This is a genomic window from Streptomyces sp. SID5469, assembly GCF_009862865.1.
In the GTDB taxonomy this organism is placed as follows: Bacteria; Actinomycetota; Actinomycetes; order Streptomycetales; family Streptomycetaceae; genus Streptomyces; species Streptomyces avermitilis.
Genome location: NZ_WWIN01000001.1, coordinates 8,296,594 through 8,310,574, shown reverse-complemented (window position 1 = coordinate 8,310,574; position 13,981 = coordinate 8,296,594). Strand labels below are relative to the sequence as shown.

The window sequence follows — 13,981 nt, the reverse complement described above, 5'->3', positions numbered from 1 at the left end:
CGCGTGCACGGCTGCGGCCCGTACCCCGGTCGGCGGGGGTACGGGCCGTATGCGCGCGTCAGCCGCTCACGGTCTCGCGGCGCTCGGCCGCGTGGGCCATCGCGTGCCGGACGACGTCGATCAGGACCTCCTTGACCGACTCGCGGTCCCGGGCGTCGCACAGCACGACGGGCACGTCGTCGTCGAGGTCGAGGGCCCGGCGGACGTCCTCCACCGGGTAACGGGCGGCCTCTTCAAAGCAGTTGACGCCCATCACGAAGGGGATGGAGCGGCGTTCGAAGTAGTCGACGGCGGCGAAGCAGTCCTCCAGCCGGCGGGTGTCGGCGAGGACGACTGCACCCAGGGCACCGGTGGCGAGTTCGTCCCACAGGAACCAGAAGCGGTCCTGTCCCGGCGTCCCGAAGAGGTACAGCACCAGGTCCTCGCGGAGCGTGATGCGGCCGAAGTCCATGGCGACGGTGGTGGTGTGCTTGCCCTCCACGCCGCTGATGTCGTCGACCGGGCGGCCGGCCTCGGTGAGGACCTCCTCGGTGCGCAGTGGCCTGATCTCGCTGACCGCGCCGACAAGGGTCGTCTTGCCCACGCCGAAGCCGCCGGCCACAAGGATCTTGAGCGTGACGGGCTCGACCGGGGGCTTGCCGCGCTCAGTGCGCCCGAAGATCATCGGTCTCTTCTCCTGCTTGATCGTTGTCGCGCGGCGGTGGGCCGTAGCCCCCGCCGCCGGGGGTTTCGACGACCAGTACGTCGCCGGGGCCGACATCGGCCGTATCACTTCCGCCAAGTTCGGTGACCGTGCCGTCGGCCCGCTCCACACGGTTGGCGCCGAGCGCTCCCGGCTCGCCGCCCGCCATGCCGTAGGGCGGGACCCTGCGGTGCTGGGAGAGCGTGGAGACGGTCATGGGCTCACGGAACCGGATGCGGCGTACGGCGCCGTCTCCGCCACGCCAGCGCCCCGCGCCGCCGCTTCCGTGCCGCACCGCGAACTCGTCGAGTTCGACGGGCAGGCGCCACTCCAGGACCTCGGGGTCGGTGAGCCGCGAGTTGGTCATGTGGGTCTGCACGACGGATGCGCCCGGGAAGCCGTCGCCCGCGCCGGAGCCGGAGGCCACGGTCTCGTAGTACTGGTACTTCTCGTTGCCGAAGGTGACGTTGTTCATCGTGCCGGAGCCCTCGGCCTGCACGCCGAGAGCCGCGTACAGGGCCCCGGTGATCGCCTGGGAGGTCTCGACGTTGCCCGCGACGACCGCGGCCGGCGGCTCGGGGGCGAGCATCGAGCCGGGCGGTACGACGATGTCGAGGGGGCGCAGACAGCCGTCGTTGAGCGGGATGTCGTCGGCGACCAGCGTGCGGAAGACGTACAGGACCGCGGCGTTGACGACCGAGAAGGGAGCGTTGAAGTTGGTGGGGAGCTGCGGCGACGTCCCGGTGAAGTCGACGGTCGCGGAGCGTTTCTCGCGGTCCACCAGGACCCGCACCCGGATCACCGCGCCGGAGTCGGTCTCGTAGGCGAACTCACCGTCTTCAAGGGTGTCGATGACCCGTCGTACGCTGTCTTCGGCGTTGTCCTGGACGTGCTTCATATACGCCTGGACGACGTCGAGGCCGAAGTTCTCGATCATGCGGGCGACTTCGCCGACGCCCTTCTGGTTGGCGGCGATCTGGGCGCGCAGGTCGGCGAGGTTGGTGTTCGGATTACGGGACGGGTAGCGCGCTTCGGTGAGCAGGCTGAGGGTCTCCGCCTCGCGGAAGCGGCCGTCCTCGGCGAGCAGCCAGTCGTCGAAGAGGATGCCCTCCTCCTCGAGGGTGCGGCTGTTCGCGGGCATGGAGCCGGGCGCGATGCCGCCGATCTCCGCGTGGTGGCCGCGCGAAGCGACGTAGAAGAGCACCCGCTCGCCCTCCGTGTCGAACACCGGAGTGATGACGGTGACGTCGGGCAGGTGGGTGCCGCCGTGGTACGGGTCGTTGACCGCGTAGGTGTCCCCGGGACGCATGCCGTCGCCGCGCCGTCGGATGACCTCCTTGACGCTGGTGCCCATCGAGCCCAGGTGGACCGGGATGTGCGGGGCGTTGGCGACCAGGCTGCCGTCCGGGTCGAAGAGCGCGCAGGAGAAGTCCAGGCGCTCCTTGATGTTCACCGACTGGGCGGTGGACTCCAGGCGCGCGCCCATCTGTTCGGCGATGGACATGAAGAGGTTGTTGAAGACCTCCAGGAGAACCGGGTCCGCCTCCGTGCCGAGATCGGAACTCTCCGTAACCGCCACCCGTTCCATGATCAGGTGGCCGTCGCCCGTGATGACCGCCTGCCAGCCGTCGTCGACGACTGTGGTGGCGCCGGCCTCGGCGATGACCGCCGGTCCGGTCACGGTCTCGCTCGGCGGCAGTGCCTCACGGCGGTGCAGGGGCACGTCGCGCCAGGCGCCGCCGGTGTGCAGGCTGACCGTCTCAGGGGTGGCGGAGCGGCCCTCGAATGCGGCGAGGGCGGAGAGATCGGGGGGTTCGGTGAGACCGGTGGCTTCCACGGAGAGGGCTTCGACGACGACCGGGCGGTCGAGGGTGAAGGAGTAGGTGGCGCGATGGCGTTCTTCGAAGGCGCGGATCATGGTGTCGGGCTCGGTCAGCTCGACGGTGAGTGCGGTGTCCGTACCGTCGTAGCGGAGCTGTGCCCTGCGGGTGACCCGGATGCGGTCCTCGGGGACGTCCTCGGCGAGGAGTTCGGCCCGGGTGGCGCCCTCCAGGTCGTCGGCTGTCTTCAGGATGTGCGGCATCGAGGCCCGCTCCAGGGGCGCCTCCACGGACTGCTCACGCATGGCCGTGGTGTCGGCGAGCCCGATGCCGAGGGCGGAGAGGACGCCTGCCATGGGCGGTACGAGGACCGTGTGGATGCCGAGCGAGTCGGCCACCCTGCACGCGTGCTGGCCGCCCGCTCCACCGAAGGTGGTGAGCGCGTACCGGGTGACGTCATGGCCCTTCTGGACGGAGATCCGCTTCACGGCGTTGGCGATGTTGGCGACGGCGATCTGCAGGTAGCCCTCGGCGACCTGCTCGGGTGTGCGGTCGTCGCCCGTCCTGTCGCGGATGTCGCGCGCGAGGGCGGCGAAGCGCTCGCGGACCAGTCCGGCGTCCAGGGGCTGGTCGCCCCGGGGTCCGAACACACGCGGGAAATGGGCGGGTTGGATGCGGCCGAGCGCCACGTTGGCGTCGGTGACGGTGAGCGGACCGCCGCCCCGGTAGCAGGCGGGGCCCGGGGCGGCACCCGCGGAGTCGGGGCCGACGCGGTAGCGGGAGCCGTCGAAGTGGAGGACGGAACCGCCGCCGGCCGCCACCGTGTGGATGTCCAGCATGGGTGCACGCAGCCGGACCCCGGCGAGCTGCGTGGTGAAGACCCGTTCGTACTCGCCCGCGAAGTGCGAGACGTCGGTGGAGGTGCCGCCCATGTCGAACCCGATGACCCGTTCGAAGCCGGCGAGCTGCGACATACGGGCCATGCCGACGATGCCGCCCGCGGGCCCGGACAGGATGGCGTCCTTGCCGCGGAACTGACCGGCTTCGGCGAGGCCTCCGTTGGACTGCATGAACATCAGCCGCACGCCGTGGAGTTCGCCGGCGACGTGCTGGACGTAGCGGCGCAGCACGGGCGAGAGGTAGGCGTCGACGACGGCCGTGTCCCCGCGCGGGATCAGCTTCATCAGGGGGCTGACCTCGCTGGAGAGCGAGATCTGCGGGAAGCCGACGCGGGCGGCGAGCGTGCCGATGGCCTGTTCGTGGGCGGGGTGGAGGTGACTGTGCATACAGACCACGGCGATCGCGCGGATCCCGTCGTCGTACGCCTGCTGGAGCGGCCCGGCCAGGGCGTCCAGGTCGGGGGCGCGCAGGACCGTGCCGTCGGCGGCGATCCGTTCGTCCGCCTCGACGACGCACTCGTACAACAGTTCGGGCAGTTCGATTTGGCGGGCGAAGATGTGCGGGCGGTTCTGGTAGGCGATGCGCAGGGCGTCGCGGAAGCCGCGGGTGACGACCAGGAGGGTGCGTTCGCCCTTGCGCTCCAGGAGGGCGTTGGTGGCGACGGTCGTGCCCATGCGGACGGCATCGATCCGCGCGCCGTCCTCGAGGAGTTCCCGCACGCCCGCGACGGCCGCGTCCGCGTATCTCGCCGGGTTGTCCGAGAGGAGCTTGTGCGTGAGCAGGCGGCCGTCCGGGCGCCGCGCGACGATGTCGGTGAAGGTGCCGCCTCGGTCGACCCAGAACTGCCAGCCTGTCACGTCTGTTCCCCGCTTCCGCGCTGTTCAGAGCGCCCGGAGGCCGCTGATCACGTCGCGCAGAATACTCTCGTCGACGAGCTCGGCCGGGGGTACGGGACGTGTCACATGGACGAGTTCCTCGTCCACGAGGTCCCCGATGAGGACACGTACCACTCCGATGGGGAGATCGAGTTCCGCGGCGAGCTCGGCGACCGACTGGGGGGTGTGACGGCAGAGTCCGACGATGTCCACATGCTCCGGGGACAGCATGTGGTCCGCCTCGGGTTCGTCCGCGTGCGATTCCGCGACGACCACCGCGATCAGGTCGAGGCGGTGCTGGGCCGCATGGCTGGTGCGGCCCCGCGTCATGGCGTACGGACGGACCACCGGTCCGGCGTCGTCGTCGAACCAGTGGCTTCTTCCCTGACCGTCTCCGCTCATGCTGTCCCACTACCCGCCCGAGGGCAGATCGGTGCGCGGAGCGGACCCCAGATGTACGCCGACCCGCTTGACCAGGAGCGTCATCTCGTACGCGACCTGACCGATGTCGGCATCCGCGTCCGCCAGCACGGCGAGGCAACTGCCGTCGCCGGCGGCCGTGACGAACAGGAAGGCCTCGTCGAGTTCGACGACGGTCTGGCGGACGCTGCCCGCCTCGAAGTGGCGGCCGACGCCCTTGGCGAGACTGTGGAATCCGGAGGCAACGGCGGCGAGGTGCTCGCTGTCCTCGCGGCTCAGGTCCTTGGAGACGCCGGTGGGCAAGCCGTCGCCGGAGAGCACGAGCGCCTTGTGGATGCTGGCGACGCGCTCCACCAGGTCGTCGAGGAGCCAGTTCAGCTCCCCCGACGCCGTGCTGCTCGCGGTGGGCCCTGCGGCCTTCGGTGCGGTCATCGACCGTCCCCCCTTGTCGTTCCTCGTACTGAGCCGTCCTGGGCATCGTCGCCCACGGCGTTCTCCTCGCGGCCGCGCTGCCAGCCCCGCTGGAGCGAGGCCATCCGGCTGCGTACCTCGTCGGCGTCGCGCTCGGCGAGGTCCGCCCGGCTCGCGGTGCGGGCCTTGTCGCGTTCGGCGCGCCGCTCGGGGCCGTCCTTCAGCTGCGGGGCCAGGCTGGCCTGTCGTACGCGCCGGGGCAGCGGCCCCGCACCCGATTCTGCCTTCCCTGCCGCGGCCCCGAGACGCGGGGTGGTCTCCTCCGTGCCGGCGGAGGGGCGGCTTCGGCGTCGCTGGGGGAGGGCGGGAGCGTCGCTGCGCTCGCCCTGCGGGCGGTTCGGGATCTCGCGGTCGCCGCGCGGGCGTTTCGAGGACTCACGCCGGTCGGCCAGGCGGGCTGCCGACGGCTTCGACCTGCGTTCGTCGAACGCGGCCACGCCCGGTTCCATCGGGTCCATGCCCTCCACGGGCCCCTCGTCCGCTCCCGCGCTCCTGGACCGTGTCCCCGTGACCGGGCGGCCGTGCGAGCTGACGAGCTTGGGGGTCCGGCGTCGGGGCAGCGGAACCGGGGCATCGGGGTGGTCGGTGTCGCCCGAGCGGCCCGGCTCGCCGCGGCCGTCGCGGGGCTGCTGATGCTGCGGGCCGGGGACGCCGGCGATGGAGGGCCGGGGCCGGAACAGGCCGCCGCGTTCGCTGTCCTCGTCGCTCAGGGCGCCGGGGAAGTCGTCGAGGGCGTCCAGGTCGACCGGTGCCTCCAGCTCGACGGGCCCGTCCAGGATCGACGTGGGCAGGCCGAGGAACTGCACGGGCACCTGGGAGAGCGCCGCCGTGCGGTCCTCGTCCAGCGCCGGCTCCTTGGCGGGGAGCGCGCGGTCGAGGCGGAATCCGATGCCGTTGGTGTCGGGCACGTCGTCGGTGAGCAGCGCGTCGGGGATGAAGACGACGGCGGTGGTGCCGCCGTAGGGGGAGGGTTGCAGTGAGACCCGGACGTTCTGCCGCTGGGCGAGCCGGCTGACCACGAAGAGGCCGAGCCGGTCGGTGTCGGAGAGTTCGAACTCCGGGGTCTCGGCGAGCCGCAGGTTGGCGTCGAGGAGGGCCTCGGCCGCCATACCGAGTCCGCGGTCGTGGATCTCCAGGGTGAAGCCGTTGGCGACGCGCTCGCCGATGACCTGGACGGCGGTGTGCGGGGGCGAGAACACCGTGGCGTTCTCCAGGAGTTCGGCCACGAGGTGGGTCAGGTCGGCGACCGCGGGGCCGGTGATGGCGACGCGGGGCAGCCGGCGTACCTCGATGCGCTCGTAGTCCTCGACCTCGGCGACGGCGGCGCGGACGACGTCCATGAGCTGGATGGGTTTGCGCCACTGCCGGGAGGGGGCGGCGCCGGACAGGATGACCAGGCCCTCGGCGTGCCGGCGCATGCGCGTGGTCAGGTGGTCGAGGCGGAACAGGTCGGCGAGTTCGTCGGTGTCCTCGGTCCTGCGCTCCATGGTGTCGAGCAGGGTGAGCTGCTTGTGCAGCAGGACCTGGCTGCGGCGGGCGAGGTTGACGAAGACCTCGGAGACGCCTTCGCGCAGCTCGGCCTGTTTGACGGCGGCTTCGACGGCGGCGCGCTGGAGGGTGTTGAGGGCCTGGCCGACCTCGCCGATCTCGTTCTTGTCGTACTCGAGGCGCGGGACTTCGGTCTCGACGTCGACCTGTTCGCCCGCGGACAGACGTCGCATGACGCTGGGCAGCCGCACTCCGGATGCCTCGTGGGCGTCCAGACGCAGCCGGCGCAAGTCGCGGATGAGGCTGCGGCCGATGCGTACGGACATGATCAGGGAGACGAGCAGGGCGATCAGGCCGAGAACGCCCGCGACGGCCGCCTTGGCGATGACGCCGACGGCGACGGGGCGGACGCGGTCCTGGTAGCGGTCGCCCGCCTGGGTGGACATCTCGCCGAGCCGGTCGAGGACTTGACCGGCCGCGCTGTCCCAGTGCTTGGCGCTCACACCGCTGGGGGTGCCGGGGGAGGCATTGATGACGGACTGTTCGGCGACGCGCAGCGGCGCCGTGTCGGCGTTCTTCCAGAAGCGCGTGAAGCGTTCCCGCTCGGAGGAGGGCAGCAGCGGCAGGCTGACGTCGTACATCAGGCTGCGCTGGGCGACGAGGTCGGAGACGTCACGGATCTCGTCGCGGGTGATCCGCCCGGCGACGAGTGCGGAACCCAGCAGGGCGTCCTCGCGGGAGAGCAGCTCATGCGCGCGGGAGACGTTGACGAGGGCACGGCTCTGCTTGTCCATTTCCACGTTGTCGAGGACGTGGAGGTTGGCCAGCAGCGCGTAGCAGGGGTCGACCAGGCGGTTGTAGAGGTCGAGGGCCTGGGAGCGGTTGACGGTGCCGTCGCCGACGCTGCGGCGCAGCGAATCGATTCCGTCCAGGGCGTCCAGGATGGAGGTGAGGCGCTCGGCGGTGGCCTCGCCCGTCTCCTCGCGCAACTTCTCGTCCTTGGCGTTCTTGCGGATCTTCGCCACGGCCTTGTCGGTGGCGGCACGGCTGCGCCTGAGGGCGGAGAGCGCGTCGGAGGCGCGGGGATCGGCGAGGTAGACGAGGGTCTGGCGGCGCTCCTGCTGGAGGACGTGGACGGTGTCCTCGGTGGGGTAGGCGGCCTTCTCCACGATGTACGACACGCTGAACAGCGACTGGGCCGCCCGGCCCGTGAGTACGGTCGCAAAGCACCAGATGGCGGTGAGGGACAACAGCGGCACGAGGAGCAGCGCCACGATCTTCCGGCGGATGGACTTCCCGCGAAAGCGCATGGCCTCCCCCAGCTCGACCCCCGCCGGCCCGGGGGCACACATGTGCGTCAACAAACGGCGTGAGCCTACTACCGACGCACAGGTATCTCGAAGAGCCGGCCGGGCGCACGCCCCGCGTACGGCGAACGGGGCATGGGGAGTTGTCCCGTCATTACGGGAGATTGCCTCCCGGATTCCGGCACTTGGGTTCGGATCGCATCTGGCCGGGAACCCGGGCTCTTGGCCGGAATTTTTCGTTCTGCGGGAATCTTTGCAGTGCGTCGATCGTCTTTCTGTACGGGAATGGGGGGCGGAAACGGCCAGAGGTGCCGTATGCCGCGCCCAGGCGGCGTAAAACAGCGCAAGCCGGGCAGCCACTGGGGAACCGGGGTCTGGGGACACCGGGTTGAAGGGTCTGTCGGCGGTGGGGAGATCGAGTTGATGGGCACGGCGGAGTTGCGCGCGACGACCGGGAACGGCGTCGCGGCGCCCACGGTGGCGCGACCGGACGCCCAGGCACCGGATCGCGACGTTCCGGCGTCCGGACGCCGGTTGCCGGCACAGAAGTCCGAGGCGGCGGACGGGCGGCGCGTTCCATCCGGTGGGCATGACGCGGGCGCCGAGCGGCGCGCCGCGGCGGCCGAGACCGAGGAGGAACAGGGGGCGTATTACCGGGCGTTGTGGGTCGAGGAGCCCGCGCGCCGACGCAGGCTGCCGGATCCGGTGCGTACGGCGGCCGTGCGGGCGGTGCTCATCATCGCCGTGACGCTGATCCAGGCGGTGGTGGCGTTCCTGTGCACGATGGCCGGTTCCTGGCTGGCCTTCCCCATGGTGCTGAGCAGCCTGGTGAGTACGGTCGTGGCGACCTGGGGCGTGCTGGACGTATGGGTGACACACCAGGTGTGGAACCAGCGGAACGGGGTGGTGTCGGCCCCCAGCAGCACGGCACGGGCACTGCGGCGCGAGCGGCGCCGGATACGCCGGCAGACGCGGGTGGCGGAGCGGGCGCAGGAGCGGATACGCCGGCGGGGCGGCAGCGGGCAGTTGTCGCACCCCTAGCAGGGCACCGCTCCCGGGCAGGGCACCACCCACTGGCAGAGGCACCACCCACTGGCAGGGCACCTCTCCTGGCAGAGACACCACTCCCTGGTGCACTGCCAGGAGGGAGACCCCGCGCGGGCCCCGCCTCCTGGTGATGCGGTCGTCACAGCGCCGCCGGCTCCACCGGGTCGGCAGCGCGGGAGAGTTCGCGTCGGGCCCGCATGAAGGGGCGCGGGCGGTCGACGGAGAGCACCGCGGTGGTGCGGCCGTCGCGTTCGTACAGGGCGAGGAGTCCGCCCTCCGCGGGCCCGCCGCGCTCGATCGCGCCCTCGGTGATCCGTACGGTGTCGCCGTCGTGCCGACGCCCCGCGAACTGGATACGCGCGCCGTACTGGTCGGACCAGAAGTAGGGCACCGAGCGGACGGTCTCCGTGGTGCGTCCGGCCAGCAGGTTGCGCACGGCCACCCGGGGCTGCTCGGTGGCCGAGGTCCAGTGCTCGGCGCGGGTGCCGCCGACGCGTGCGACATCTCCGACGGCGACCACCTGCGGCAGGGCGGTCGCACAGCCGTCGTCGCACAGCACGCCGTCGTGCAGGGCGAGCGTGGAGCCCGCGAGCCAGCCTGTGTTGGGGGTGGCTCCTATGCCGACGATGACGCCGTCGGCGGGCAGGAGGCGACCGTCGGAGAGTTCGACGGCCGTGACGCTACGACGCGGACCGGCGGCGCCCGCCCCCTGGTGGCCGCTCCTCTCCGCCCCGGCGCCCGCCCGGCCGCGCAGCCCGGCGACCCCCGTGCCGGTGACGAGGCCGGCACCGCCTCGGCGGTGCAGCGCGGCACACACGGCGGCCATCTCTGCCCCGAGTTGGGGGACGAGGGGCAGCGGGGCGGCCTCGACGACCGTGACGTCGTGGCCGAGTGCCGCGCAGGAGGACGCGGTCTCGGCGCCGATGAAACCGCCGCCGATGACGACGACCCGGCGTGCTCCCCGGGAGAGTTCGTCGCGCAGGGCGCGGGCGTCGTCGAGGGTGCGCAGGGTGTGCACGCCGGAGAGGTCGTCGCCCGGAAGGCGCCGGGCCGAGGCGCCGGTGGCGATGACCACGCCGTCCGTGGACACCGTGCGGCCGTCGTCGAGCAGCACGGTGCGGCCGCGGGGGTCGAGGCCGCGGGCGCGCACGCCGAGCAGCCACTCGGCGCCCAGTTCGGCGGTCTCCTCGGCGTCGGCGAGCGCGAGTCGGTCCTGGTCGGCCCGGCCGGTCAGGAAGTCCTTGGACAAGGGCGGGCGGTCGTACGGCGGGTGGGGTTCCTCCCCGACGATCACGAGTCGTCCGTCGAAGCCCTGGGCACGCAGTTCCCGGGCCGCGTACAACCCGGCCAGCGAGGCCCCGACGACGGTCACGGTCCTCATACGGCACCCTCCCCCGCGCGGGCGCCCCCGGGGCGGACGGCAGAGGCAAGGGTGCACGGGGCGTGGCCGCACAGGGCGCGGGGCGTGGTGCGGGAGCCCGTGGTGCAGGTGCCCGTGGTGCGGGTGGCGGTTGCCGTCGTCATGCGGCGCTTCATGCGGCGTTCCCCTCCTCCAGCGCGAGATGCACGTGGATCACGCCGTCGTCGACCGTGACGCGGTGGGTGCGGACGGCGCGGCGGGCCGGGAGACAGGTCGGCAGGCCGGTGCGGAGATCGAATGAGGCCGCGTGGAGCGGGCATTCGACCAGACAGCCCTCCAGCCAGCCCTCGGACAGAGACGCGTCCTGGTGGGTGCAGGTGTCGTCAATGGCGTACAGCTCGCCGTCGGCGTTGAAGACGGCGATGGGTGGTGTGGTGTCGACACGGACGGACTCGCCCGCGGGGAGGTCTTCAAGGCGGCAGACGGGAATCACGGGCCCCCCTCTCGGTCCGGGACGCGCGGTCCGGGACCTACTTGGTCCAGGCAGTCAGGGACGTGCGGTCAGGGAGTACCGGGACCTTCTTCGGTCCACGCTGTCCGAGACCTTTCGGGTTCCGGACGCTTCGGTAACATGATGTTTCGTATGGCGCACGAGGGAGCGCTATGCGCAACAGAATCCGGGCGGGACGACCGTCGCGTCAAGGGGTTCCCGCAGATGCGGCCCAAACCGGGCCGTCAGGTGGTGAGAGTTGAGCTATGACCCGCACGCAGAAGCAGGCTGAGCGCAGCGACGAGCACTCCGGAAACTCAGCGAAGCAGAACGGCAGGGGCACGGCCAGTGCGGTCCAGTCGGTCGACCGCGCCGTGAGCGTCCTGGAGATCCTCGCCCGGCACGGTGAGGCGGGCGTCACCGAGATCGCCGAGGAACTGGACGTGCACAAGTCCACCGCCTTCCGGCTGCTCGGCGTCCTGGAGAACCGCGGCCTGGTGGCCCAGGCCAAGGACCGCGGGAAGTACTACCTGGGCGCCGGCGTACTACGCCTGGCGGGGGCGGCGGCAGTACGGCTGGACATCTCGCAGGAGGGCGTGCCGGTCTGCCGTGAACTCGCCGACGAGCTGGGCGAGACCGTCAACATCGCGGTCTTCGACGACGACGCGGCGGTCAACATCATGCAGGCCCGCGGCACCGCCTCCGTGACGGCGCAGAACTGGCTGGGCAGACGCACCCCGCTGCACGCCACCTCCAGCGGCAAGGTGCTGCTCGCCCATCTGCCGCCCACCCTGCGCGAGGGCCTGCTCGCGCGCTCGCTGCCGCGCTTCACGGAGCGCACGATCACCGGCGCGACGGTGTTGCGCGGCGAACTGGAGGCGGTGATCGAGCAGGGCTGCGGAGTCACCATCGAGGAGCTGGAGCTGGGCCTTGCCGCCGTGGCCGCCCCGGTCCGCGCCCACGACGGCAAGGTGATCGCGGCGATCAGCGTCTCGGGGCCGGTGTACCGGATGGGCCCGGACCGGCTGCCCGAGCTGACCAAGCGGACGGTGGCGGCCGGCGCCGAGCTGTCCCGGCGGATGGGCTACGGCTTCTGAGGCAGTCCGGGTCATACGGTTCGGGTCATACAGGCCGGGCCATACAGGCCTGGCCATACAGACCGAGCCATACAGGCCTGGCCATACAGGCCGGGTCTACCCGCAACACGGCGCGGGGCCAGGAGGTTCCTGGCCCCGCGCCGCTGTGTGTCGGCGAGATTTCGGCCCGCCCGTTCCTTTTGCCAAGGGTTAACGCGCACCTCTTGACGGCTCCGCGACGGCGTTCTCAATATGTTCCTCATCGCGCAACCCATCGTGCATTGCGCAACAGCAGAGGAGCTTGGTCGTGCCACACGAGGTCCGTGCCGTAGTCGCTGTCAAAAAGGGCGCACCCGTCGAGGTGCAGACGATCGTCGTCCCCGATCCCGGCCCGGGCGAGGTGCTCGTCGCCGTCCAGGCCTGCGGGGTCTGCCACACGGATCTGCACTACCGGGAGGGCGCGATCACCGACGACTTCCCGTTCCTTCTGGGGCATGAGGCGGCCGGCACGGTCGAGGCGGTCGGCGCGGGCGTCACCGACCTGGCCCCCGGCGACTACGTGGTCCTCGCCTGGCGCGCGCCCTGCGGCTCCTGTCGTTCCTGTCGCCGCGGCCGCCCCTGGTACTGCTTCGACTCCCGCAACGCCACCCAGCCGATGACGCTGCTCGACGGCACCCCGCTCAGCAACGCCCTCGGCATCGGGGCCTTCGCCGAGAAGACCCTGGTCGCCGCGGGACAGGCGGTGAAGATCGACCCGGCCGCCCGCCCGGAGGCCGCGGGCCTGATCGGCTGCGGGGTCATGGCCGGATACGGCGCCGCCGTCAACACCGGCAAGGTCGGCCGCGGCGACACGGTCGCCGTGATCGGCTGCGGCGGCGTCGGCAACGCGGCGATCGCGGGCGCGTGCCTCAACGGCGCCATGAAGGTGATCGCCGTCGACATCGACGACAAGAAGCTCGATCAGGCGGAGAAGTTCGGCGCGACCCACACCGTCAACTCCCGTGGTACGGACCCGGTCGAGGCGGTCCGCGCGCTCACCGACGGGTTCGGGGTCGACATCGCCATCGACGCGGTGGGCCGCCCGGAGACGTACAAGCAGGCCTTCTACATGCGCGACCACGCCGGCACGCTGGTCCAGGTCGGGGTCCCCGACCCCGAGATGAAGATCGACCTTCCCCTCATCGACCTGTTCTCGCGCGGCGGCGCCCTCAAGTCGTCCTGGTACGGGGACTGCCTGCCGAGCCGCGACTTCCCGTTCCTCATCGACCAGTACCTGTACGGTCTGCTGGACCTCAACGCCTTCGTCAGTGAGACCATCTCCCTCGAACAGGTCGAGGAGGCGTTCGCGAAGATGCACCGCGGGGAGGTACTTCGGTCGGTGGTGGTCCTGTGACCGCGCGGGGCACCGTACGGGTCGAACGCGTCGTCACCTCCGGCACCTTCAGCCTCGACGGCGACACCTTCGACGTCGACAACAACGTCTGGCTGATCGGCGACGACGAGGAGGTTCTGATCGTCGACGCCGCCCACGACGCCCGTACGATCCACGAGGCCGTCGCCGGCCGTCATGTCACGGCGATCGTCTGCACCCACGCACACGACGACCACATCGACGCGGCGGCCGAGCTCTCCGTCCTGACCGGCGCCCCCGTACTCCTGCACCCCGGCGACAACGAGCTGTGGTCGCTCACCCACCCCGGTCGCAAGCCGGACGGCGAGCTGAGCGACGGCCGAGTCCTGACGGTCGCCGGCATCGAGCTCCAGGTGATCCACAGCCCCGGTCACACCTGGGGCAGTTGCTCGCTCCACGCCCCGTTCCTGAACGCCGTCTTCACCGGCGACACCCTCTTCCACGGCGGCCCCGGCGCCACCGGCCGCTCGTACTCGGACCGGCCCACCATCGAGGCCTCCCTGCGCAACCGGATCCTCACGCTGCCCGGCGGCACCGTCGTACACACCGGGCACGGCGAGGACACGACGATCGCCGCCGAACGGCTCAACGTCCCTGCCGTGTAGGCCGCTTCCCCCAACCCCTGCCATCCCCG

Annotated in this window: 12 protein-coding genes; 4 read left to right on the top strand and 8 right to left on the bottom strand. The window is 71.3% G+C overall.

What is annotated here, in order from left to right; all coding sequences use genetic code 11:
* Positions 1-58: 58 nt before the first annotated feature.
* From GTY58_RS36135 to GTY58_RS36115, 5 genes are read right to left on the bottom strand one after another with little or no spacing between them, the layout of a single operon-like run.
* Positions 59-664: an ATP/GTP-binding protein gene (locus GTY58_RS36135; protein ID WP_010988359.1), complete on the bottom strand. Its 606-nt coding sequence runs from the start codon at positions 662-664 to the stop codon at positions 59-61.
* Positions 645-4,259: a hydantoinase B/oxoprolinase family protein gene (locus GTY58_RS36130; RefSeq protein WP_010988358.1), complete on the bottom strand. Its 3,615-nt coding sequence runs from the start codon at positions 4,257-4,259 to the stop codon at positions 645-647. Before GTY58_RS36130 ends, GTY58_RS36135 begins: the two co-directional genes overlap by 20 nt.
* Before the next feature lie 24 nt (positions 4,260-4,283).
* Positions 4,284-4,679 carry a DUF742 domain-containing protein gene (locus GTY58_RS36125; RefSeq protein ID WP_010988357.1) on the bottom strand — a complete coding sequence of 132 codons (396 nt, stop codon included), beginning with the start codon at positions 4,677-4,679 and terminating at the stop codon, positions 4,284-4,286.
* A 9-nt stretch (positions 4,680-4,688) separates the two neighbouring features.
* A complete protein-coding gene (locus GTY58_RS36120) occupies positions 4,689-5,129 on the bottom strand; it encodes a roadblock/LC7 domain-containing protein (RefSeq protein WP_010988356.1) in 441 nt (146 codons plus the stop codon).
* Complete coding sequence (locus tag GTY58_RS36115) at positions 5,126-7,966, bottom strand: nitrate- and nitrite sensing domain-containing protein (protein WP_010988355.1); 2,841 nt, start codon at positions 7,964-7,966, stop codon at positions 5,126-5,128. Before GTY58_RS36115 ends, GTY58_RS36120 begins: the two co-directional genes overlap by 4 nt.
* A gap of 420 nt (positions 7,967-8,386) precedes the next feature.
* On the opposite strand from GTY58_RS36115, the gene GTY58_RS36110 reads away from it, so the two are divergent.
* On the top strand, positions 8,387-9,004 hold the full coding sequence (locus tag GTY58_RS36110) for a hypothetical protein (protein WP_010988354.1): 618 nt from the start codon (positions 8,387-8,389) through the stop codon (positions 9,002-9,004).
* Positions 9,005-9,149: 145 nt separating this feature from the next.
* Here the strand turns inward: GTY58_RS36110 and GTY58_RS36105 are convergent, their stop codons facing one another.
* From GTY58_RS36105 to GTY58_RS36095, 3 genes are read right to left on the bottom strand one after another with little or no spacing between them, the layout of a single operon-like run.
* Positions 9,150-10,391: an FAD-dependent oxidoreductase gene (locus tag GTY58_RS36105; protein ID WP_010988353.1), complete on the bottom strand. Its 1,242-nt coding sequence runs from the start codon at positions 10,389-10,391 to the stop codon at positions 9,150-9,152.
* The gene (locus GTY58_RS36100; protein WP_154696741.1) at positions 10,388-10,534 is read right to left on the bottom strand and encodes a hypothetical protein; all 147 of its coding nucleotides are present in this window, start codon (positions 10,532-10,534) and stop codon (positions 10,388-10,390) included. The genes GTY58_RS36105 and GTY58_RS36100 overlap by 4 nt, the downstream gene beginning before the upstream one ends.
* Positions 10,535-10,542: 8 nt before the next feature.
* A complete protein-coding gene (locus GTY58_RS36095; RefSeq protein WP_010988352.1) occupies positions 10,543-10,863 on the bottom strand; it encodes a bifunctional 3-phenylpropionate/cinnamic acid dioxygenase ferredoxin subunit in 321 nt (106 codons plus the stop codon).
* Positions 10,864-11,126: 263 nt separating this feature from the next.
* Between GTY58_RS36095 and GTY58_RS36090 the strand changes: the two genes are divergently transcribed.
* From GTY58_RS36090 to GTY58_RS36080, 3 genes are all read left to right on the top strand, one after another.
* Positions 11,127-11,957 (top strand): IclR family transcriptional regulator, encoded by an 831-nt coding sequence (locus GTY58_RS36090; RefSeq protein ID WP_010988351.1) that lies wholly within the window; start codon positions 11,127-11,129, stop codon positions 11,955-11,957.
* Between the two features lie 286 nt (positions 11,958-12,243).
* The gene (locus tag GTY58_RS36085) at positions 12,244-13,329 is read left to right on the top strand and encodes an S-(hydroxymethyl)mycothiol dehydrogenase (protein ID WP_037646610.1); all 1,086 of its coding nucleotides are present in this window, start codon (positions 12,244-12,246) and stop codon (positions 13,327-13,329) included.
* Positions 13,326-13,952 (top strand): MBL fold metallo-hydrolase, encoded by a 627-nt coding sequence (locus tag GTY58_RS36080; protein ID WP_010988349.1) that lies wholly within the window; start codon positions 13,326-13,328, stop codon positions 13,950-13,952. The genes GTY58_RS36085 and GTY58_RS36080 overlap by 4 nt, the downstream gene beginning before the upstream one ends.
* Positions 13,953-13,981 lie beyond the last annotated feature (29 nt).

Coding starts and splice junctions, on each gene's coding strand:
- GTY58_RS36135 (WP_010988359.1), bottom strand. CDS start 664: ATGATCTTCGGGCGCACTGAGCGCGGCAAGCCCCCGGTCGAGCCCGTC.
- GTY58_RS36125 (WP_010988357.1), bottom strand. CDS start 4,679: ATGAGCGGAGACGGTCAGGGAAGAAGCCACTGGTTCGACGACGACGCC.
- GTY58_RS36100 (WP_154696741.1), bottom strand. CDS start 10,534: ATGACGACGGCAACCGCCACCCGCACCACGGGCACCTGCACCACGGGC.
- GTY58_RS36115 (WP_010988355.1), bottom strand. CDS start 7,966: ATGCGCTTTCGCGGGAAGTCCATCCGCCGGAAGATCGTGGCGCTGCTC.
- GTY58_RS36120 (WP_010988356.1), bottom strand. CDS start 5,129: ATGACCGCACCGAAGGCCGCAGGGCCCACCGCGAGCAGCACGGCGTCG.
- GTY58_RS36105 (WP_010988353.1), bottom strand. CDS start 10,391: ATGAGGACCGTGACCGTCGTCGGGGCCTCGCTGGCCGGGTTGTACGCG.
- GTY58_RS36090 (WP_010988351.1), top strand. CDS start 11,127: ATGACCCGCACGCAGAAGCAGGCTGAGCGCAGCGACGAGCACTCCGGA.
- GTY58_RS36110 (WP_010988354.1), top strand. CDS start 8,387: ATGGGCACGGCGGAGTTGCGCGCGACGACCGGGAACGGCGTCGCGGCG.